We start from the raw sequence: 20,654 nt of genomic DNA, 5'->3' as shown, positions 1-20,654 counted from the left end.
TCCCAAAATAACATTTGATTATTTACAAATTCAACTGATAAGAAATGGAACGGCCACCACCCGATTTTAGAAAAACTCCAATTTCGGAAAGATGTTGTAAATCTCTGGTTGCAGTAGCTTTAGAAATTTTGTTGATAGACATATACTTTTTCGCATTCATTCCGCCAAAAAAAGAATTTTCTCCCATTTCTGTCATTTTCTGAATAGCCTTCAATTCTCTTTCATTAAGTTGGTTTTTAAATTGATCGAAAAACAAAGTTTTCTTCAAAGTAAAAAGTGCTTGATTTTTAGAATCGAGTAAAGCATCCTGCAATATTGAGCAAAAATAAAGCATCCAGCTGTTTACCTCAAGATTTCGCTGAGCCAGCTTTAATTCTTCGTAGTAACGGTTTTTATCCTTTTCGATAGATTTTGAAATGCTAATAAAAACAGGGGTTTCAAGTTTCTCGGACAAAGCTTTTTCCGCTAAAGCACGTCCGATTCTCCCATTTCCATCTTCAAAAGGATGCAGCGTCTCAAAATATAGATGCGCTAATGCCGAAAGCACGACACCTTCTCCGATTTTTCCAATATCGTTCATTTCAAAGTCATTATACCATTTCAAAAATTGCGGTATCATCAGTGGCAAATCCTCAGAAGGTGGCGCTTCATAATGGATGACGAAATCACCAAATTTACCAGAGACCACTTGCATAGGTTCTATTCCTGTTCGAAATTGTCCGGCATTTATTCCTTTTTCATTTTCCATCAAGATATGATACCAATCCAAAAGTATTTTTTCAGAAATTGGCTTGTGATAGCTGTTTTGGACTTCTATCATCAAATGTGCAATGGCATTTGCCTTTTTGTTCCGATTGTTTTGATGGTAATCTTTGATACCTAAATTGGCTTTCAGTGAGGACATCACATCTTCCCGACTAAAATATTCTCCTTCAATTTCTGATGTTTTTAGTGCTTCAGAAAGCATAATTTCAGCAAATAAATCTTGTTTATTTTCTTCAGAAAAGCCCATTATAATTCCAGATATTTCACCCAAATCGTGCGCAAACTGTTGAATCATCGGAACGATTTCTGACTTATTAAATACGAATGTCGGGAAATCTTCTGATTGCCAAATATATTCCATGAACTGATTAAATAATTTATTTGGCTCAAATATACTTAAATATATGAGCCGATTAATGTTTTTAATCGGCTCACTATTTGTTTTTTGATAGAATCAGCATTTTTAGAACTACATTTCTTGAGATTTGATTGGATCCATTATCCATTTATTTTGATTGCATACTAGCTTCATATCCATCTGTAAACCGCAGAAAATCTTCTGCTTTTTTTGGATTATTCTTAATCCACAATTGCATCACTTGAGTATTTTCACTCAATATTTTAATCTCATCTTCATCGTAGATCTTTTTTCCTTCATCAGCAATTTCTTTTAATATATCTTGGCGTAATTCGCTTTTGGCTTTGATACTTTCTTTGTACCATTTGGTTGCGAAAGCGACGGACGCACCAAATACTAAAACCGCAAAGACAAAGACTCCAATTCCGCTCCAAAAAAATTTCTTCCTCCATTTTACATCCTTTCCAAAATTTTGTAAACCTTCGCTAGTTTCTTTAGCTAGCACTGTCTCTATCTGGGTAGGAATACTGGCAAGAAATTCAGCTCTTTTGATTTGCTCTAAATCATAAAATCCCAATGTTTCACTGTGAATTTCTTTTACGACTCCAAAGTCTAATTGCAGTTGACCAATTGCTAATAAGAAATCTTCGATATTGGATTTCAATTCGGCATTAGATTCCCTATTCTCCAAATTTGAGGCAATGTTATTCTCATTTGATTTTATTACGTTTTCCAAAATTTCCATTCCGCTACTTTTGGATTCTTGATTTTCATTTTCCATATTGATTCTTTTAAAATTTTTGATTATCGTCTTAATTTTCGCTTCTTTTTCCAGAGTTCATCTTCGTCCTGTGAAACATAGGTTGGATTAAGGAAGTCACCCAATAATCCACCTGCAATTTCTATTAGGCTTTCATTTTTTTCTGATTTCAGATGATTACTTGTATCATTTATAACACTATTTTGATTCAATGATTTTACCGCATCACCAAGATCAAAATCTATTGCAGAAAGAGAGAACCCGACATTTTTCAGAAAAAAGAATCCGTTTTTCTCTTGACTACTCCCAATTTTTTTTATCCAAAAGTCTTGGATTTCATTTTTTTGACCGGCTATAAATTCTCCTTTGTATTTAATCTTTACAGAGAATCCTTTTCCTTGCATATTTTCCCGAAATTCCTTTAAATTGTCAGTGTGTTTTTGTGCTTCCCTGACCACTTTTTTCATTTCAAATACAGATTTTATCTCTGAAATTTTCAGCTGATTTGAGATTTCAGATAATTTGTAACCAGCTTTATAAATCCTATCAGTTTGATGATTTTTGTCCTTTTCCATCACAATGCGCATTCCCGAAATTCCATCTTTAACATTTGAAGACAATTGAACTTCAAAACCTTTTTTCTTCATTTCTGAGATGAGATTATCAAAATTATCTTCTGACCTAATGGCTTCGGTCAAGCTTTTAAGCATCTCCGCTTTTTTCTGAATTCCAATTTCGACATCGGTTAACAATCCTTTCTCTTTACAGACTTCCCGAACAGCTTCTCCGAATCTTCTTCCAACATCGTGTGATTTTACTGTACATTTTCCCGAAATATCAATCCTGTTCACGATAAAATGAATATGTTTTTGTTTCGTACTGTTATGAATATCCAATCGAAATTGATTCTTATCGCTCACTCCAATTTTTTCTAAAGCTTTAGTAGCGATTTCTGTAAACTCTTGATCCGTTAACTTTCTTCCAATTTCTTCGGGTTGAGAAATATAGCCTGTTAAAGCCCATTTCTTCACTTTTGGATTACGTTCTGCAACAATTTTCATTTCGTGAAACTGACCTTCTGAAGTTGAACTCAAAAGATTATTTGATGAAACCATTTCGGCTGTTCCCTTGTCATTGCCATTATATTCCAAAGCAATTTTTGTAATGGTTCTTGTGGTTGCAGAATTATTCATTTTCCTGAATTTTTGAATATAAATATTGATGAATCAATTCGATTAGATTTTCAATTTTCATTAATATTTCCTTCTTGTTCTCAAAAACATTCCATTCTCGATTTCGTAAAAGATTGGTGATTTTTTTGAAATGAGTACCATATTGAAGCAAGATTTCATCGGTTTGAAATTCATTGATTTTAAGTTCTTTTTCGAACAAAACGTATCGGATATACGTTGATAGTTTTAGCGGATATTTTTCTTGTTTCTCAAGCAGAATTTTATATTCAGGATTGGTCATTCTTATTGAAATAACCTTATCGAGCTTTTTATTTTCTTTGGTTTTTAAGCCACCTTTTCTACCCAATTCTTGAAAATGCTTTTTTCTTTTTTCCTGAGCAATTTTGGTTTCATTTTCTTTGGTGGCTTGTCTAATAAAATCTTGTAAAAATTCATTTTTCATTTCATTAATTTTAGTGTATTTCAAAACATTTCTGACGACAGGAAGAAATCAAAAATCCCAATTTTGCAATCAGCGGTTACGCTTATTGTAAACTTTGGGTACTTTTTGCACTAACATACCACCATATTTTACCTGTATTTATTTTACTCACCTTCGCCTTTGTCTTACATGTCTTTCAGGTGATGGATTTCTGTGAATTATCCAGTCATTTAAGTCTTTAAAATCTGAATATAAAACCCGACAATCATCTGCGTTTTGATTTTCATTTCTAATAATTTCAACGGCACGATTTCCGGCTTCATCATTGTCAAAATAAAGCTCGATATTTTCATAATTTCCTAGTGAACTTTTAATATTGTGAATCATCGAAACCGAATTCAAAATGATATAATCAGAAGGTTCTTTTTCTAAAAAATTCTCAACATTTTTAAAGGAAAGAAAATCGAAAAAGCCCTCGAAAACCCGAAGCGATTCTGATCCATTTTTTATAGTAGAAATATCTTTTTTACCCAAACAAATTTTGGAGTATTTATTACGAATTTCGTAACCGCCAGAATCATTTTTTAAACCAATTCCGAAATAGTTTTTATCATTCATTCGGTAATGAATTTCGTTTAAGAACTGAGTTTGATTTCCAACTTTTCTTTCTCTTAAATATTCCAAAAGTGCAGGATGCTGGATTCCATTTACGTCAAGTATCTCATAATTTTTAGTTGGGTTTTCTGACTTCCGATTAGAAATTTCTTGATTTTGAAAAGAAGAAAAGTTCTGATTTTCTGCCCAAATTAAAACTCCATTTACTGAAGTAACGAGATACTTCTTCATAAAGTCAGTATTGTTTCCACCGATTCCTTCTGAAAATAAGTACCACCTATTTAAACTTTTATTGATTTTAAAAGATGCTTGGGATTCGCTGGCAAAAGGGTTGAGATACCAAGCTTCTTTTTCATTTTGTTTCGTTGGAAGGTGTCCGAGAGAAAGGAGGACTTCTTCCAACGATATGCTGTTGAATTGTTTGCAGTTCATAGCTGTAAATTTTCCGTGTTTTGAGTAAAATATTTTTTGTTGAATTGTTGAGTAAATCTTTTAACTTGTTGATTAAATACAATTTACACACTCAACAAAGTCTCAACAATTCAACAAACTAGAGTTTTTGCGCTCAACAAACATTCAACAAAAAGTTGGGTTTAAAAGTTTGTTGAGGATTTTGTTGAGTTTAAAGTGTTTGATTTTCTATTCATTATCAATCAATTCAACATTTCAACACGTTTATTAAGAATAAAATCCTTTTTTATGGTGAAATAGCGACCAACTGAATTGTTTTGATAGAAAATTCCTGCAAAATCAAGGTCGTATCTGATGTAAGTCAAACCATTATTTTGTGGATTCAATTTCCAAGTTTCCTTTAAAAGATTTCGGATATCATTTCTTGTCCAGTAAGTTGGGCGAAACATCCTATTCATCATATTCAGCAAGTCTTGCGGAACGACATTAATTTCTTCATCATTGTTGCTTTCAAAAAACTCATAAAGCAATTCAATGATCTTAGATTCGAGTTTATTGTTGTTTTTAAAAACTAATTTTTGAAGTGCTTTTGTTCTGATCTCATCGGCAGAAAACCACATTCGTGTTTTCTTTTCCGTTGAAAATGGTCTTTCGATTAAATAGCGGAGAAAATAGGGGATTTCGGAAATGAGGTTATTCAAAAACTCAGTGTTTTCGGTTTTGATAGGATTGATTTTCAAAATCCAAAATCGGATTTCGTTTTCGTCGATCTGAATAAAATTCTCTTCGTTATTGGAACACAAAATAAACTTGGCAAAAAAATCTATTTCTTCTCTGTCTTTTCCTTTGGCTTCCAACTTATCTTTATTAGTTGTCGATAGATATTTCAGTCTTTCTGTAATTTCTTTTTTATCAAAGAAAACTTCATCGATTGCTACCAACAACATTGCTGCCCAATCGGAATTGAATTGACTTCCGAATGAATCTCCTTTGATGTAAGTCATATTCAAGCCGAAAATCTCTCTCAGCCACTTGATAAAAGTTGATTTCCCGGTCGCTCTTTCCTTACTAACCAAACATAAAATTGGTAGAATTTGTGTTGGAAATTGCAGGAGAATTTTCAAATAATCCAAACCCATTTCCAGTTGTTCACCGAAAATGTGCGCTACAAAATTCATTGAAAATTGAATTTTAGATTTTAAATCTTCCGTTTCCGATGAAGGAGCAAATGGAATTTCATTGTAAATATTATAAAAACCTTGAACGATTTGTTGATAATTTAAATGCTCCGGAATGCAACAAAAACCATCAAATTTTGGCACATTTGAAACATATGTTTTGCCGTGATCGCTCACAATTGTTTCTCGATTCCAACGAACCAAAACTGAAGTTTTATCGCCAGAAATTAGTGGCTTTTCAATTACTTTATAGTAAGTTGTACCAACTCTTATATAAGGAATTTTTTGGCTCATCTTTGTAGATTTTGGTTAGAATCTACATTTGCCTTTCTTGAATTTTTTCTGAAACTGGCTTCCGCTTCAGATTGGATTTCCTGTAAGGTTTTTTTCTTTCCTTTTGAAATCCAATCCAGTAGTTCATCTTCAAAAAAGTAGAGTTTCTTGCCATTTTTATAACAAGGAATCAGTCTTTTCCGCACTAGAGTATAAACAGTAGGTTTCGCCTTACCTATAATTTGGCAAGCTTCTGCAATATCAATCGGAATTCTTTTTACGGGAATTATCGGAGGTTCTTTCCTTTCTACCAGAAATTTAATTTCGGCTATTTCGCTAACCAGATGCGCTACTGCTCGTGGCAGATTTTCAAATGAAATGTCATTGCTATCCATAACTATTGTTTTTAATTGTTATGGTGCAAAGAAAAAAAGTGATTCCTCAGTGATCGTTATAAACACGCGATCACTGAGGAATCACTACACATACACTTCATTTTGTGATTTTTTATGTTTTTTGGTAGTCTGTCAAATCTTCCTGAATTTTGATATTACCTTTTTGAGATTCATCTTTCAAATGTGACTTGATACTGTCTAAATCAATATCATCAAGCGAAACAAATACAGTTTTTAATAATTTTGAAATTTCTTCCTGTTTTATTGGTCTAAAATAATTCCAAATATTCCAACCGAAATGATAAAGATCTAAATTAGTTAATCCTTTGGTGTGGACAGAAATATCGTTAGGAATCCCTTCTTTTTTCGAATATAAACTTACTGCATTACAAACTGCATCAAGATCTTCATCTGTTAGATATAATGCAAATTGATTCCGAGTATAATCCAGAGCGATTTGTAGTTTTACACTTTCATTCTGTTGCTTTTGCAGGAGTTGAGTTTTTCTTATAGATTCCAGATTTACGGATTCAGTAGTTTGATTCACAATGTTTTCCTCCGAATTTTCGACTAAATAGATTGGTGCATTTTCATCAATTATTTGCTTTTGCTTGTCCCCTACATGCTCAAGATTTTCAGATGGGATCAAATCTTCAGTAGAATTTTCGGAACTGCCTTTTTTAGGGAAAATCTTTCTGAATAAGACAATTATACCATCGAGAAATAAAATGATAAATGCATAAAATAATATACTTAATGCTGTGATTGACCAAAATACAATATTTGCGGTATATTCGTCACCACCTTTTCCAAGAAAAGAAACTCTTGCTAGCGCTCCCCCTACTATACATGCTAATAGAACGGAAAGGTAGATGACAATATACTCGAAAAATTTCAAGTGCATTTTATAAGTTTTTTAGATGAATAGCAGTTGAAGCTTTATTTTTCTTTTCATCAACAACCTTTGCATAAACCTGCGTAGTTTTTACGTTCGTATGACCAAGCATTTTACTCACTGTGTAAATATCAGTCCCACTCGAAAGTTGAAGTGTTGCAAAAGTGTGTCTAAAATTATGGAAAGTTATTTTTTTGTTAATTCCTGCACTTTCAATCCATTTCTTAAGTGGTCGGGAAATCCAAGCCGGATTGGTCAGATTATTAAAAATCAAATCATTTGGAAGACCTACTTCACCACAAAGTTGTAATGCTTGTTTAGACATCGGCATGTATTCTACACCCTTTGTCTTTTTTTGTGTAAAATTTATTTTTGCCTGATCGTTTTCAAGACTTATGTCTTTCCACGTTAGTTTCTGAATATCGGAATGTCGTAGACCTGTTAAAGCTGAAAAAAGTGCTGCTCGTTTAAGAACTTCAAGTTCGCACGGCGTTGCAACTAAAGTATTAAGTTCATCAAGTGTCAAATATTCTCGTCTTGATTCCTCGTGCGGAATGGCTTTAATTTTAGCAGAAATGTCAGTCGTAAAATATCCATCAATAAAAGCTTGTTTTAATGCAGCTTTGAATACAGAAAAATAAGTTGAAGCCGTATTTTGAGAAATAATCTCTTCCTTATTGCTACCACTTTTTGCAGTCAACAAATATGATTTAAAGTGTTCACAGAATTTTGTGTTGATCTGAGAAAACATAATTTTTTCGCCTCCGAAATCTTTTAGAAATTCTATCGAACGATACCAATTTATCTGAATAGATTCGGAATTGTTTTTATGTCTTTTATTAACCAACCGATCAAAATACCTCACAAAATTCTCCTGCGATTTTTCTTTTTGTTCTAATTGAATTTTGTCGAGTTCGCTGTAAAGTTCAATATTGTCATATTCTCTCTGACGTAATTTACGCATAGAATCTGCATAGAACATTGTCTCGCGGTCATTTTCGCTTTTGCAAACAATAATACCATTGTCATCTCTTTTAGGTTTAAATGAGACGGATTCTTGAGTTGTTCTTGCAGGTCTTTTTTTATCAAAATCTACGGTTGTGACGCTTCGATTCAAATATTCCCGGATTCTTTGAACTTTATCTTTACCAGGAATCATCACAGGATAACTTTCCAAGTAAATAAACCATTCTTTTCGGAATTCGGATTTTCGCAATCGTACGGTAACTTTGGTTTTTAATAACTCTTTCATTTTCCGTCAAAAATTTTATCAATTAAATTTTTAGGAACATACACGAAACTTCCAACTTTCTTTGTCGGAATTTTGTTTCTTTTAATTAAGTTTGTTACAGTTCCTGGATCAGCGTAGAATTTTGAACTAATTTCGGAAATTGTATAACAATTACCAACTTCAAAATTGGGTTTTTCAGGAATTTCCTTGGATTGATCTGGCATTTCAACTGCCGTAAACATTTGTTCTATATCGATTTTGCTTACACGAGTAAGTCGCTCTCCCAAATTGATGGCAGGTATTTTTTTACTTTTAATTAATCTGTGAATGGTGTTTTTTGAAATTCCAAAAAGCATTTCTGCTTCACTCACAGATATATAAGGTCGTGTTTGCAATTCAGCAATTTTAGAAACTGAGTTTTCTAACAGTGTTTTTTTTGCTTGAATTTCTTTTGCCAATTGTTTTTGCCTTCTTCCCAACTTTTCCGAGCAGTACTTACTGCAAAATCTGGTGGCAACTGTTTTTGCTTCAAATGGCTTCTGACAAAATTCACAAAGTTTCGGTATTTTAAGATTGCTGAAACCCATAATTCAATTTTTTTAAATTCAAAAATATGCATTAGTACATTTAAGACACAATAAGAACCACATTGTCCGTTATTAAGAGGCGGTACAAATGAGATACAAAATTACAACAAAAATCGATCAAAATCAACTATTAAGAAAAAGTGCAAAAACAAAAAAAATCGCTGTAAACATTACATTTACAGCGATTTGCTAATTTATTTCGATCGATATTAATCGATGATAATTGCTACTTACTTCACTTCTTCAAAGTCTGCATCCTGAACATCTTCTGCTCCGTTTGCATTTCCTTGATTCTGAGCTCCTGCATCAGCACCTTGCCCTTGCTGTCCTGCTGCATACATTTCTTCTGTAGCTGCCATCCAAGCTGCATCAAGCACTTCAGTTTTAGCTTTTACTTCTTCTCCGTTTTTAGCTTCGTAAGCTGTTTTCAATTCTGCATGAGCCGATTCGATGGCTGTTTTTTTGTCAGCAGACAATTTATCTCCGAACTCTTTCAATTGTTTTTCAGTCTGGAAGATCAATCCGTCAGCTTTATTGAAGATTTCAACTTCTTCTTTTCTTTTTGCATCATCTGCAGAGTTTTCCTGAGCTTCTCTCTTCATTCTTTCAATTTCTTCGTCAGAAAGTCCTGAAGAAGCCTGAATTTTGATAGACTGCTCTTTACCGGTTCCTTTATCTTTAGCAGAAACGCTCAGGATACCGTTCGCATCGATATCGAAAGTAACTTCGATCTGAGGAACACCTCTCTGTGCTGGTGGAATATCTGTCAAATCAAATCTACCGATCTCTTTGTTATCGTTGAACATTGGTCTCTCACCCTGTCCTACTCTAATGCTTACAGCCGGCTGGTTGTCAGACGCTGTAGAGAATACTTCAGATTTCTTGGTAGGGATTGTAGTGTTAGATTCAATTAATTTTGTGAAAACAGAACCCATTGTTTCGATACCTAAAGAAAGTGGCGTAACGTCTAATAAAAGTACGTCTGTCACATCTCCTGTAAGAACTCCACCCTGAATAGCTGCACCAATGGCTACAACCTCATCCGGGTTAACACCTTTTGAAGGTTTTTTACCGAAGAATTTCTCAACTTCCTCCTGGATGATTGGGATTCTTGTAGAACCACCTACCAAGATTACTTCGTCGATATCTGAGATAGAAAGACCTGCATCAGAAAGCGCTTTTTTACAAGGCTCCATAGATCTTCTTACCAAGTCAGCAGATAACTGCTCAAATTTAGCTTTAGTTAAAGTCTTCACTAAGTGTTTAGGACCTGTAGCTGTAGCTGTAATATAAGGAAGGTTGATTTCAGTTTGAGGAGAAGAAGACAATTCAATTTTTGCTTTTTCAGCTGCTTCTTTCAATCTTTGTAATGCGATTGCATCAGATTTCAAGTCAACACCTTCTTCAGACTTAAATTCGTCTGCCATCCAGTTGATAATTACATCATCAAAGTCATCACCTCCTAAGTGAGTATCTCCGTTTGTAGACAATACTTCGAAAACTCCGTCACCTAAATCAAGAATAGAAACGTCAAAAGTACCACCACCTAAATCGTATACTGCAATCTTCTGATCTTTGTGAGCTTTATCCATACCATAAGCCAAAGCTGCTGCTGTAGGCTCATTGATAATTCTTTCTACTGTAAGACCGGCGATTTCACCAGCTTCTTTAGTAGCCTGTCTCTGAGCATCGTTAAAGTAAGCCGGAACAGTGATTACCGCTCTTGTTACTTCCTGTCCAAGATAATCTTCAGCAGTTTTCTTCATTTTCTGAAGAATCATTGCAGAAATTTCCTGTGGAGTATATTCTCTATCGTCGATTTTTACTTTTACAGTATCATTTGGTCCGCTTACAACACCGTAAGGAACTCTAGAAACTTCAGAAGCGTCATCTTTAAAATGAGTTCCGATGAATCTTTTAATTGAATATACAGTTTTCGTAGGGTTTGTTACAGCCTGTCTTTTTGCAGGATCACCTACTTTTCTTTCACCATCTTCTGTAAATGCTACAATAGAAGGAGTTGTTCTTTTACCTTCTGCATTAGGGATCACTACAGCATCTTTACCTTCCATTACAGCAACGCAAGAGTTGGTAGTACCTAAGTCAATTCCAATTATTTTACTCATAATATTTATATATTTTTTAATTTTTAAATTTAATTACACTCTCACTTTCTCAATATCTGTACCATTGGAATTTTTCTGACAAATTGACAGTTTCAAATATTTTCAGATAAAATTGAGACAAATTTTAAACATAATATGTTCTAAGATGACAGTAATAAACTTGTTCTGCTTACCGCAAAAGAGACATAGATTTTGATATGTTTACTAATATATTTAAATCCTTAGGATGACATTATTTAGATCATTCAATAAATAATGACGTTAGTCTGAACCCTCGAAGCCTTTTAAAACTTATGTGTTCCATTATTTTCAAATATTTTAACGTTAAAACTAATGTGACTGATGTGTTTAAAAGATTCTTGTATTATTTAAATGTGCAGATTCTTTCATAAACCGAAGATTTGACGTAGTCAATGACAAAATGTTTTTAAAATTAATTAAAAGATTCCTATTTAAAAAAACATTTTTCTTCAACTAAAAATTTAATTAAGAATTAACTTTGGAATGAAATAAATGAGCAGTTTTATTATTATTTTTGAGAAATTTTATACACAAATATGTCCGTACATTTTAATCCCAGAGATATTACATGGTTAGCGTTTAACGAACGAGTTTTGCAGGAGGCAATGGACGAAAACGTTCCTCTTCACCTGAGAATTCGTTTCCTGGGGATTTTCTCAAACAATCTGGACGAGTTTTTCAGAGTGCGCGTTGCCGGACTAAAACGTGCGATGGATTTTAAAGAAAAAGTAATTGCTGAATCTTTCTATCAGCCGCCATCAAAAATTCTTCAGAGGATAAATGAGATCGTAATCACCCAACAGGCTGATTTCGATAAAACCTGGAAGAAAATTCAGGTTGAAATGGCTGAGCAGAAAGTCTTCATAAAAACTTCAAAAAACCTTACTGCCAGACAGAAAGAATTTGTACGTCAATATTTTGATGAGGTGGTAGAATCTAATGTTATCCCAATTCTTCTCCACGAAAATACGCCAATGCCCTACTACAGAGACAAAAGCCTGTATCTGGGTGTAGCGATGAGAAAAAAAGACTGGCAGTATCACAGTAATTACGCTATTATTGAAATTCCTTCAAGATTTGTCGGAAGATTTGTGCTTCTGCCAACGGAAGATCTAGAAGAAAAAAATGTCATGCTTTTAGAAGATGTCATCACTTTCAATCTTCCACATATATTCTCTTATTTTGGGTATGATGAATTTTCTGCCAATTCTTTTAAAGTAACCAAAGATGCAGAAATGGATATTGATAACGACATCAAAACAAATTTTGCCGAAAAAATAGAAAAAGGCCTGAAAAACAGACGGAAAGGAAAGCCTACACGATTTGTTTTCGATAAAGATATGGATAAAGCTCTGCTCGAATTGCTTATCCGAAAATTAAATTTAAGCAAAAAAGACAGCATCATTCCGGGTGGAAAGATTCATAATTTCAAACATTTCATGGATTTCCCTGATGTTTTTGAATATTACAAAAAACCTGTTGAACGAACATCATTTACGCATCAGGCTTTTGAGCATGGGGAAAGAGTCACCGATGTTATTATGAAGCATGATGTTTTATTGAGTTTTCCATATCACACCTACACACCAGTCATTGACCTCCTGCGTGAAGCGGCGATGGATCCTGATGTAAAATCTATTCAGATTACCGCGTACCGTTTGGCAAGCAACTCAAAGATAAGCAATGCCTTAATTTATGCTGCCCGAAACGGCAAGGAAGTGACCGTAATGCTCGAACTTCAGGCAAGATTTGATGAAGAATCAAATTTAATGTGGAAAGAAATGTTTGAGCCGGAAGGAATCACTGTTTTAATAGGAATTCCTGATAAAAAAGTTCATGCTAAACTGTGTATTATTAAAAAACGCGTTCACAATAAAACGTTACAATACGGATTTGTCAGCACCGGAAATTTCAATGAAAAAACAGCCAGAATCTATGGTGACCATTTGATTATGACTTCTGACAGAGGCATTATGGCAGATATCAATAAAGTCTTCACAGTATTGAAGAAACCTAAAGACGATTATCTTTCTGTATTGAAAACCTGCAAGAATCTGATGGTTTGTCCGCAGTTCATGCGTGAAAAAATTGTACATCATATCGATAAAGAAATTGAAGAAGCAAAAGCAGGAAGAAAAGCGCAGATGATCATTAAAGCCAACTCGGTAAGTGACCGTGCTCTGATCACTAAACTGTACGAGGCCGCCGCCGCCGGAGTGGTTATTAAAATCATTGTACGTGGAATTTACTGTGCCATTAATCAGAAGGATTTTAAAGAAAAAATAAAAGCCATCAGCATTGTAGACGAGTATCTGGAACACGCCAGAGTGATGTATTTCTACAACAAAGGCGCTGAAGACATTTACATTTCTTCTGCCGACTGGATGAACAGAAATTTGGATTACCGAATAGAAGCTGCCGCAAAAATCACAGACAAAAACCTCAAGAAAGAACTGAAAGATATACTTGACATTCAGCTGAGCGATAATGTAAAAGCAAGAATTTTAGATAAAAAATTAAGCAACGAATACATCAGTAACGGTGAAAAAGAATGCCGTTCACAGATTGAAACCTATAAATATCTGAAAGCAAAAACGGGTGGAAAATAGCTTCTGCAAAGGTTTTTTAACCTTATAAATCACAACAGACGAAATATTTTTGTACATTCGGTTTTTATAAATATTTTATTTTTAATTAATTGACTGAAATTCAATAAAATACACAATCAAGAACATGATCATTGCAGCGATAGACATAGGAAGTAATGCAGCCCGACTTTTAATCAACGAGGTGAAAATTCAAAACGGAAAACCTGAATTTATTAAATTAAATCTCCTGCGAATTCCTCTGCGATTGGGAATGGATGTTTTCACCCTTGGAAAAATTGGTGAAGAGCGTGAAAAAATGGTCCTGGATTCAATGAAAATTTTCAGTGATCTGATGAAAGTCTATAAAGTTGAACATTACAGAGCCTGTGCCACCAGTGCGATGCGTGATGCTGAAAACGGCAAGGAAATTATTGAAAAAGTAAAAAATTACGCTGATCTTTCCATTGAAATTATTTCCGGTGACGAAGAAGCAACTTTGGTGTACGAAAATCACGTCGCAGAAGGTCTCGACAAAGATTTTGCCTATCTTTATGTAGACGTTGGCGGTGGTTCTACCGAATTAACGTTCTACGAAAATGACAAAATGGTCTACGAAAAATCTTTTAACATCGGAACCATCCGACTTCTCAACAACCTCGTAACAGACGACAACTGGAAGGAAATGAAAGAGGAAATCAAGGCCAACATCAGCAGCAAAAAACAGATTGTAGCTATCGGTTCCGGCGGAAACATCAACAAAGTGTTCTCCATGAGCAAAACCAAAGACGGAAAACCCATGTCTATTGCTTACCTGAAGAAGGCTTATAAGGAATTTAACGACCTAACGGTTGAGGAAAGAATGACCAAATACGGCTTCAGACAGGACAGAGCGGATGTTTTGGTGCACGCCCTGAAAATCTACAATTTTGTAATGCACTGGGCGGACATCAACAAGATTTTTGTTCCGAAAATTTCTGTAGCGGATGGGTTGATTCACAATATTTATGAGAGGGTTTCGGGGGAGGAATAAAAAGATATTTCTACAATACTATAAATATCTAAAGACTATTTAGAACTAAATTACACTCTATGAAAATCGAATTTCTCGCTTCTATTTTATCATTGCTATTTGTTGCACTTTCTTGTGACAGACCTAAGGAAAAGGTGAATTCATCAGAAGATAAAATCGAAACTAAAAAATCTACTACGATTTCAAAAGAAGAAAATAAAATTTCCATTTTAAAAAATTCGATGCTGGAATATATGGAAAACGCAAATCCTTCTTACACCAAAATTGATGTTGAAGAATGTGCAAAGATTCTAAATAATTATGTTTCAGAAATATCAAATTCCGGATCGAAAGATGAAGGATTGGAAATCGTAAAAATTACCGTTGAAAAGCTCAATAAACTTAATGAAAAATGCGATTTTGAGCTTATCGAAACATCCGAACGTGAACAAATTGCTGAAATCATTATAGTAGAAAGCAGCAAAAAAGGTTATAATAAACCTGAAGAGGATATAACTGAAGCTTGGAGGGAATGGTAATTAAATCAATATTTAAAAGTCTACTATATTTAAGTCTGAATTTTCTCTGAGAATAGATTAATTCGTGATATCTACGAATGGATAACAAAGAAAAAAATTCTGAGGATATGCTTAAAAATAATAAAATTCCTAAAACACAAAAAGAGCTTCGATTATGGATGGAAGAAAATTGTTACAACTTTCGTGGTTACTCAATATCTCAAAATGCAATTTCTGAAGGTTTCGGAATTGAAAAATCAGGTGAAAAATTCATTTGGTATTATACCGACTATAACAAAAAAGAGTATTTAAAATATTTCAAGTCCGAGAGTGATATTGTAGAATATGCTTTCAATCAAATAAAATCAGACAAGTGGGCAAAGGCTAATTGTATTGGTTTTGGAAACAGCGAAATTGACAGTAATCAACTCGCAGAAATTTTAGATAATTTAAAAATTGAGTATTTTCAAGATACAATTCCATTCTCTGACAAACCTGTTTTCAGAATATTTGTTTTTGGTTGTGATATAAAAAAGGTAGAATTTTTAAAATCAAAATTTTACGATCATACATTATAGATAATCTTGACCTAATATATTTCGTAATTTTAAATAAATTTCCGAGAAAATCGCAAATTAGAAAAGCTAAAGTTTAGCTGAAATTTTTAACATGCAATAGTTAACAAATATTTAAATTCACATCTGATTTCTACCAAAACATTTAACCATTTCATAACCTTCCCGTAAAACCCTCACAACCTGTAACGTTCATTTTTGCACAAATAATAAATTGTAAAAATGAAGAACAAATACCTTTTGAGAGGTTTACTGCCTATTGCCGCATTATTTCACGGTGCGCTGACTGCACAGACCACATTAGTTCACTACTGGAACTTTAATAACAGTACATCGGAAGCAGCCATGCTGGCTCCCACTTCAACCCTTTTAGCAGGATCAATTACTGCGTCGACAAGTTTACCCAACACCTTTGTAGATTTTGCAAACGGAACTGGGCAGAACTTCACTGCAGAAAACGCAAGAAACAGCGATCCAATTGGTACGCACTTGAGATACAACTATCCAACTTTTGGAAATTTACAATTTAATATTCCTACAACGGGTTATATTAATGTAATTGTAAAATTCATCACCAGAAGATCAGGATCCGGAGCAGGAACTCAGACATGGTCATATTCTACCAACGGAACGACTTATCAGACTTTCCAGACAGTTTCTCCGCCGGATGGTGCTCCTACGTTAACGACTTTAGATTTTTCTGCAATTGCCGGAGCTTCAAATAACCCTAATTTTAAACTGAAAGTTGAATTTGCAGCTGGCTCAGGAGGCGCCGTTGGAAACAACAGATTTGACAATTTCACGGTAGATGCCACACCAGCAGGCGGTGTTGATACAACTCCTCCTTCTGTTGCGTATTTGCCGGCAAATAACGTAAGTAATGCGTCGACAACATTAAATCCTACGATTACATTTAACGAAAACGTAAGATTGACCGACAATTCTGCAATCACTTCTGCCAATGCTCAGAGCTTGGTTGAATTAAAATTAAACAATGCTACCGGAGCAGTGGTGCCTTTCACAACAACTTTTGCTAATAATGCAATCACAGTAATTCCAACCGCAGGTTTGGTTCCAAATCAGGCTTATTATTTAGCTTTAAAACCAAACTTAGTTGAAGATACGAGCGACAATGCAGTAACAGCAGCAACTTCAAGTACTTTTACTACGGCAGGAACGAGCATTGCATTGGAGAAAAACTTAATTAAAGTCAATGAAAATGCGGGAACGTTAGCTTTTAAAATCAACGTTAACAATCCTTCAAACGCAACCGTCAATTTAGTGGTAAAACCTTCCTCTTTCAACACTGCAAGCAGCAGTGATTATACATTGGCTAATCAGACCATCAATATTACACCTTCCACAACAAGCGTTACCGTTAATATTCCGATTACCGACGATACTTTGGAAGAACAGCAGGCTGAATATGTTGTAGTTGGACTTGAAAATCCGGTTGGTACAACAATTACTGGCGATGCCAATGCTACCATTTATATTATTGATAACGATAAAGCGGCTCCGGTTCCTTCCAATCAAATTTCATTAAATTACATCGGAAGTTTTGATCCTTCAGGAAACAGCACAAGCTCAACAGAAATTGTAGTTCATGATGCTGCCACACAAAGACTTTTTACCATCAGTTCTTTAACAGATGTTTTTGACATCATTAATTTCTCAAATCCTACTACCCCAACGGTTATCCAGACTGTAAACATGTTGCCGTACGGTGGAATCACAAGCATTGCTGTAAAGAACGGAATCATTGCAGTCGCTTCTCCTAATGGCACAAATCCTCAGGGGAACGGTAAGGTTGTGTTTTTCGATATAAACGGCGTTTTCCTGAAACAACTTGAAGTGGGCGTTCTTCCGGATATGATTACTTTCACCCCAGACGGAACGAAGGTAATGACCGCAAACGAAGGCGAACCAAACGATGCCTACACGGTAGATCCGGAAGGTTCAATAAGTATTATTGATGTGCCTACTTTAACGGTTGCTGGAATCCAGGCTTTGACGCAGACGAATGTAACAACACTTGGATTCACTCAGTTTAACGGACAGGAAGCTACTTTAGCTGCGACCGGAGGAAGAAAAGTAAAATCGACCAGCACTTTGGCTCAGGATCTTGAACCTGAATATATCGCGATCAGTCCGGACAGCCAGAAAGCATGGGTTTCATGTCAGGAAAATAATGCAGTTATTGAAGTTAATTTAACAACAAAAGCATTAACCGGAATTTGGGGATTAGGAAAAAAAGATATGAGTCTTCCAGGAAACGGTTTCGATGCTTCAGACAATAACGGCGAAGTTTTAATCGCCAACTGGCCTGTGAAAGCGTATTACAATCCGGATGCAATGGCTTCATACAAAATTGGAAACACCAATTATCTGGTGACCGCCAACGAAGGTGACGAAAAAGATTTAGGAGGATTCAGCGAAAGAACAACCGTTGGAGCAAATGGATATACCTTAGATTCAACAATATTTCCGAATGCTTCGATTCTAAAAGCTTCACATAATTTAGGAAGATTCAGAGTAACGAATGTGAATGGAAACACTGATGGAGACGCAGATTTCGAAGAAATCCATGCTTTGGGAGCCAGATCATTCTCGATTTTCAATGCAGATACGAAACAGATTGTTTTCGACAGCGGTGATCAGTTTGAAAGACACACTGCAGCCTACCATCCACTGATTTTCAATGCCGATAACGAAGCCAACGGAGCCAAAACCCGAAGCCGTGCAAAAGGTCCTGAACCGGAAGGCGTAACGTTGGGAACCATCACCGGACAGACTTTCGCATTCATCACTCTGGAAAGAACCGGAGGTGTCATGGTCTACAACGTGACAGATCCCAACAATGTGACATTTGTTGATTACAAACATTCAAGATCCACGTCTGCATTTGGTGGCGACAACGGTCCGGAAGGAATCACTTTCATTCCTGCCGCAAATATGACCAACGGAAAAGCCTACGTCATCGTTGCCAACGAGATCAGTGGGACATTATCAATGTACGAAGTTGCCCTTTCACCAACATTATCTACAGGTGAAGTAAAAACTGAAAAAGCAACTTTCAATATCTTCCCAAATCCTGTGAACAAAGGAAATACTCTGTATTTCAACAGAGCTCAGGGTTATGAACTCTACGATATGAGCGGCAAACTTCTTGGCAAAGAAAAATCTGCCTTAACCATCGACACCTCAAAACTCAACACCGGAGTTTATTTAATTAAAACTTCAGAAGGCGAAGTAAAAAGAGTAATTGTGAAATAAAATTTTCATATTTGATTTTGTTGAAGCCTTGGAATTTTCCGGGGCTTTTTTGTTTGATTAAAATTTGTTGCGGATCAAGGTTGATCTTTATGCAGTTGATAACCTTGACAAGGTTTTTAGCTCTGCAACAATTCTTTAAGTGAAGAAACTAGCTTTGAAAAACTCTCATTAAAATTTTGATTGTAATTAATTTCAAAAATTTTCACTCCATTTTTCAAAGCTTTCTCGCGTTTTTGAGTATCCAAGAATTGTGTTCTGGCTAAACCTTCGATTCCTCCAAAAAAATCTACTGGCTCGAAATGTTGAATTCCGTTGTATTCGACTGCAAAATTCAATTCTTTAATAAAAATATCAAATCGCTGTCCGTTCAGCCATTTTGGGGAATGCTGGCTAATAATTGTGTATAGAGGAAATTCAATTGTAAGAAGATTCAGCAAATGCTTCTCCATAACATAGCTTCCAACTTCGTCAAAACCTTTTTCTTGACGAATATGATTCTCCAAACTTCTATAATTGTTCTTCAAACGAGAATAAAAAATATTTTTAATTTCGTCAGAACTGTAAATTTTCTTGTCCCAATCGGAATATTTTCTTGTATACCCGGAATTTATGACTAACATGTCACCCAACAAAGTGTATGAAATCTTGTCAATCTTAGCATGAATACGCAAATAATCTAAGCAGAAAAATTCTTCGATTTCTTCGAAATTTAACCGACCTAAAAAAGATATAAATTCTTCATTACTAATTACTGCTTTTGTACTATATGACAAACTACGCAAAAGTGAATGAATAATTTTTTCGGTTTTTAAATTCTCTTTTTTAAAAAGAACATACGTCAAATATTTTCTCGGTGAGACTAATCCTTCACCAAAAATCTTATCGATCTTTTCTCTTTTATTCCAAAATTTCACATTTCGGTAATGATTTAAAATAAAGTTATTTTTATTAAACCACAAATTTTCAGAAAATGAGAATTCAACAGCCTGCAAAAATCTCCTAAAGTCTTCCTCTGTCTTAAACTTAGAGACAATTTCTGAAAAGTAATGAAGAATGATTCCAGACTTCCTGATATCAGTCTCTCCTATTATTTTATTATTATTTGGCAAAGCGTAACACATTAACCAATTTAATCCATTCCCGATTCTAATAATATCTGAGCATGGATAAGCAGTTTGATCTCCGACTAAATAATTAAGTCCTTTATAATTTAACAATTCGAATTCTTTGCTAATTCCATCTTGGAAAATAATCCGTCCGTTTTCGTTAATTTCATTAATAAGCTTCTTCTCATTAGCATACCGAGGCTTTTGCGAAAAGTGAAATTTCTTTAAATCTATTCCAAAACTATTGTTATATGATTTCTCAATTAGATCAGCAATAACTTCCTCATTAATAATGCTTTTGCGTTTATTGGCCATCATGTAACATTTAATCTGTTAGTTAGCTATATTTTTTA

At 34.6% G+C, this 20,654-nt stretch carries 17 protein-coding genes; 5 read left to right on the top strand and 12 right to left on the bottom strand.

The window, feature by feature from the left end:
* Positions 1-22: 22 nt before the first annotated feature.
* From OMO38_RS05190 to dnaK, 11 genes are all read right to left on the bottom strand, one after another.
* Entirely contained in the window at positions 23-1,126 is a 1,104-nt protein-coding gene (locus tag OMO38_RS05190) for a Fic family protein (protein ID WP_264749156.1), read from the bottom strand.
* A 145-nt stretch (positions 1,127-1,271) separates the two neighbouring features.
* Positions 1,272-1,904, bottom strand: coding sequence for a hypothetical protein (locus OMO38_RS05185; protein ID WP_264749155.1), 633 nt, complete (start codon positions 1,902-1,904; stop codon positions 1,272-1,274).
* A gap of 23 nt (positions 1,905-1,927) precedes the next feature.
* Positions 1,928-3,076 (bottom strand): relaxase/mobilization nuclease domain-containing protein, encoded by a 1,149-nt coding sequence (locus OMO38_RS05180; RefSeq protein ID WP_406567278.1) that lies wholly within the window; start codon positions 3,074-3,076, stop codon positions 1,928-1,930.
* Positions 3,069-3,518 carry a plasmid mobilization protein gene (locus OMO38_RS05175; protein ID WP_264749154.1) on the bottom strand — a complete coding sequence of 150 codons (450 nt, stop codon included), beginning with the start codon at positions 3,516-3,518 and terminating at the stop codon, positions 3,069-3,071. Before OMO38_RS05175 ends, OMO38_RS05180 begins: the two co-directional genes overlap by 8 nt.
* 147 nt (positions 3,519-3,665) lie before the next feature.
* Complete coding sequence (locus OMO38_RS05170) at positions 3,666-4,544, bottom strand: toprim domain-containing protein (protein WP_264749153.1); 879 nt, start codon at positions 4,542-4,544, stop codon at positions 3,666-3,668.
* A gap of 221 nt (positions 4,545-4,765) precedes the next feature.
* A complete protein-coding gene (locus OMO38_RS05165; RefSeq protein WP_264749152.1) occupies positions 4,766-5,995 on the bottom strand; it encodes a primase-helicase family protein in 1,230 nt (409 codons plus the stop codon).
* Positions 5,992-6,369, bottom strand: coding sequence for a helix-turn-helix domain-containing protein (locus tag OMO38_RS05160; RefSeq protein WP_264749151.1), 378 nt, complete (start codon positions 6,367-6,369; stop codon positions 5,992-5,994). The genes OMO38_RS05165 and OMO38_RS05160 overlap by 4 nt, the downstream gene beginning before the upstream one ends.
* 112 nt (positions 6,370-6,481) lie before the next feature.
* Complete coding sequence (locus OMO38_RS05155) at positions 6,482-7,267, bottom strand: DUF2214 family protein (RefSeq protein WP_264749150.1); 786 nt, start codon at positions 7,265-7,267, stop codon at positions 6,482-6,484.
* Positions 7,268-7,274: 7 nt separating this feature from the next.
* Entirely contained in the window at positions 7,275-8,516 is a 1,242-nt protein-coding gene (locus OMO38_RS05150; RefSeq protein WP_264749149.1) for a site-specific integrase, read from the bottom strand.
* Positions 8,513-8,953: a helix-turn-helix transcriptional regulator gene (locus tag OMO38_RS05145; protein ID WP_264749148.1), complete on the bottom strand. Its 441-nt coding sequence runs from the start codon at positions 8,951-8,953 to the stop codon at positions 8,513-8,515. Before OMO38_RS05145 ends, OMO38_RS05150 begins: the two co-directional genes overlap by 4 nt.
* A 359-nt stretch (positions 8,954-9,312) precedes the next feature.
* On the bottom strand, positions 9,313-11,208 hold the full coding sequence (gene dnaK / locus OMO38_RS05140; protein WP_264749147.1) for a molecular chaperone DnaK: 1,896 nt from the start codon (positions 11,206-11,208) through the stop codon (positions 9,313-9,315).
* Between the two features lie 557 nt (positions 11,209-11,765).
* Between dnaK and ppk1 the strand changes: the two genes are divergently transcribed.
* The 5 genes from ppk1 to OMO38_RS05115 all read left to right on the top strand — a co-directional run bounded on the left by ppk1 (position 11,766) and on the right by OMO38_RS05115 (position 19,195).
* Entirely contained in the window at positions 11,766-13,838 is a 2,073-nt protein-coding gene (ppk1, locus tag OMO38_RS05135) for a polyphosphate kinase 1 (RefSeq protein ID WP_264749146.1), read from the top strand.
* Positions 13,839-13,962: 124 nt separating this feature from the next.
* Complete coding sequence (locus tag OMO38_RS05130) at positions 13,963-14,847, top strand: Ppx/GppA phosphatase family protein (protein WP_264749145.1); 885 nt, start codon at positions 13,963-13,965, stop codon at positions 14,845-14,847.
* 59 nt (positions 14,848-14,906) lie between these two features.
* Positions 14,907-15,365 carry a hypothetical protein gene (locus tag OMO38_RS05125; protein WP_264749144.1) on the top strand — a complete coding sequence of 153 codons (459 nt, stop codon included), beginning with the start codon at positions 14,907-14,909 and terminating at the stop codon, positions 15,363-15,365.
* Positions 15,366-15,442: 77 nt separating this feature from the next.
* On the top strand, positions 15,443-15,922 hold the full coding sequence (locus tag OMO38_RS05120) for a hypothetical protein (RefSeq protein ID WP_264749143.1): 480 nt from the start codon (positions 15,443-15,445) through the stop codon (positions 15,920-15,922).
* A gap of 219 nt (positions 15,923-16,141) precedes the next feature.
* Complete coding sequence (locus OMO38_RS05115) at positions 16,142-19,195, top strand: choice-of-anchor I family protein (RefSeq protein WP_264749142.1); 3,054 nt, start codon at positions 16,142-16,144, stop codon at positions 19,193-19,195.
* Positions 19,196-19,311: 116 nt separating this feature from the next.
* Here OMO38_RS05115 and OMO38_RS05110 read toward each other — a convergent pair whose 3' ends face one another.
* Complete coding sequence (locus OMO38_RS05110; RefSeq protein WP_264749141.1) at positions 19,312-20,619, bottom strand: hypothetical protein; 1,308 nt, start codon at positions 20,617-20,619, stop codon at positions 19,312-19,314.
* Positions 20,620-20,654: the final 35 nt, after the last annotated feature.

This window comes from Chryseobacterium kimseyorum, from assembly GCF_025971945.1.
In the GTDB taxonomy this organism is placed as follows: Bacteria; Bacteroidota; Bacteroidia; order Flavobacteriales; family Weeksellaceae; genus Chryseobacterium; species Chryseobacterium kimseyorum.
This window is presented reverse-complemented; position numbering and strand designations above follow the sequence as displayed.

What these genes read in the sequence shown, in the direction of transcription:
- OMO38_RS05165 (WP_264749152.1), bottom strand. Translation starts at nt 5,995, where the DNA reads ATGAGCCAAAAAATTCCTTATATAAGAGTTGGTACAACTTACTATAAA.
- OMO38_RS05170 (WP_264749153.1), bottom strand. Translation starts at nt 4,544, where the DNA reads ATGAACTGCAAACAATTCAACAGCATATCGTTGGAAGAAGTCCTCCTT.
- OMO38_RS05160 (WP_264749151.1), bottom strand. Translation starts at nt 6,369, where the DNA reads ATGGATAGCAATGACATTTCATTTGAAAATCTGCCACGAGCAGTAGCG.
- OMO38_RS05190 (WP_264749156.1), bottom strand. Translation starts at nt 1,126, where the DNA reads ATGGAATATATTTGGCAATCAGAAGATTTCCCGACATTCGTATTTAAT.
- OMO38_RS05130 (WP_264749145.1), top strand. Translation starts at nt 13,963, where the DNA reads ATGATCATTGCAGCGATAGACATAGGAAGTAATGCAGCCCGACTTTTA.
- OMO38_RS05180 (WP_406567278.1), bottom strand. Translation starts at nt 3,076, where the DNA reads ATGAATAATTCTGCAACCACAAGAACCATTACAAAAATTGCTTTGGAA.
- OMO38_RS05185 (WP_264749155.1), bottom strand. Translation starts at nt 1,904, where the DNA reads ATGGAAAATGAAAATCAAGAATCCAAAAGTAGCGGAATGGAAATTTTG.
- ppk1 (WP_264749146.1), top strand. Translation starts at nt 11,766, where the DNA reads ATGTCCGTACATTTTAATCCCAGAGATATTACATGGTTAGCGTTTAAC.
- dnaK (WP_264749147.1), bottom strand. Translation starts at nt 11,208, where the DNA reads ATGAGTAAAATAATTGGAATTGACTTAGGTACTACCAACTCTTGCGTT.
- OMO38_RS05110 (WP_264749141.1), bottom strand. Translation starts at nt 20,619, where the DNA reads ATGATGGCCAATAAACGCAAAAGCATTATTAATGAGGAAGTTATTGCT.
- OMO38_RS05120 (WP_264749143.1), top strand. Translation starts at nt 15,443, where the DNA reads ATGGATAACAAAGAAAAAAATTCTGAGGATATGCTTAAAAATAATAAA.
- OMO38_RS05175 (WP_264749154.1), bottom strand. Translation starts at nt 3,518, where the DNA reads ATGAAAAATGAATTTTTACAAGATTTTATTAGACAAGCCACCAAAGAA.
- OMO38_RS05115 (WP_264749142.1), top strand. Translation starts at nt 16,142, where the DNA reads ATGAAGAACAAATACCTTTTGAGAGGTTTACTGCCTATTGCCGCATTA.
- OMO38_RS05150 (WP_264749149.1), bottom strand. Translation starts at nt 8,516, where the DNA reads ATGAAAGAGTTATTAAAAACCAAAGTTACCGTACGATTGCGAAAATCC.
- OMO38_RS05125 (WP_264749144.1), top strand. Translation starts at nt 14,907, where the DNA reads ATGAAAATCGAATTTCTCGCTTCTATTTTATCATTGCTATTTGTTGCA.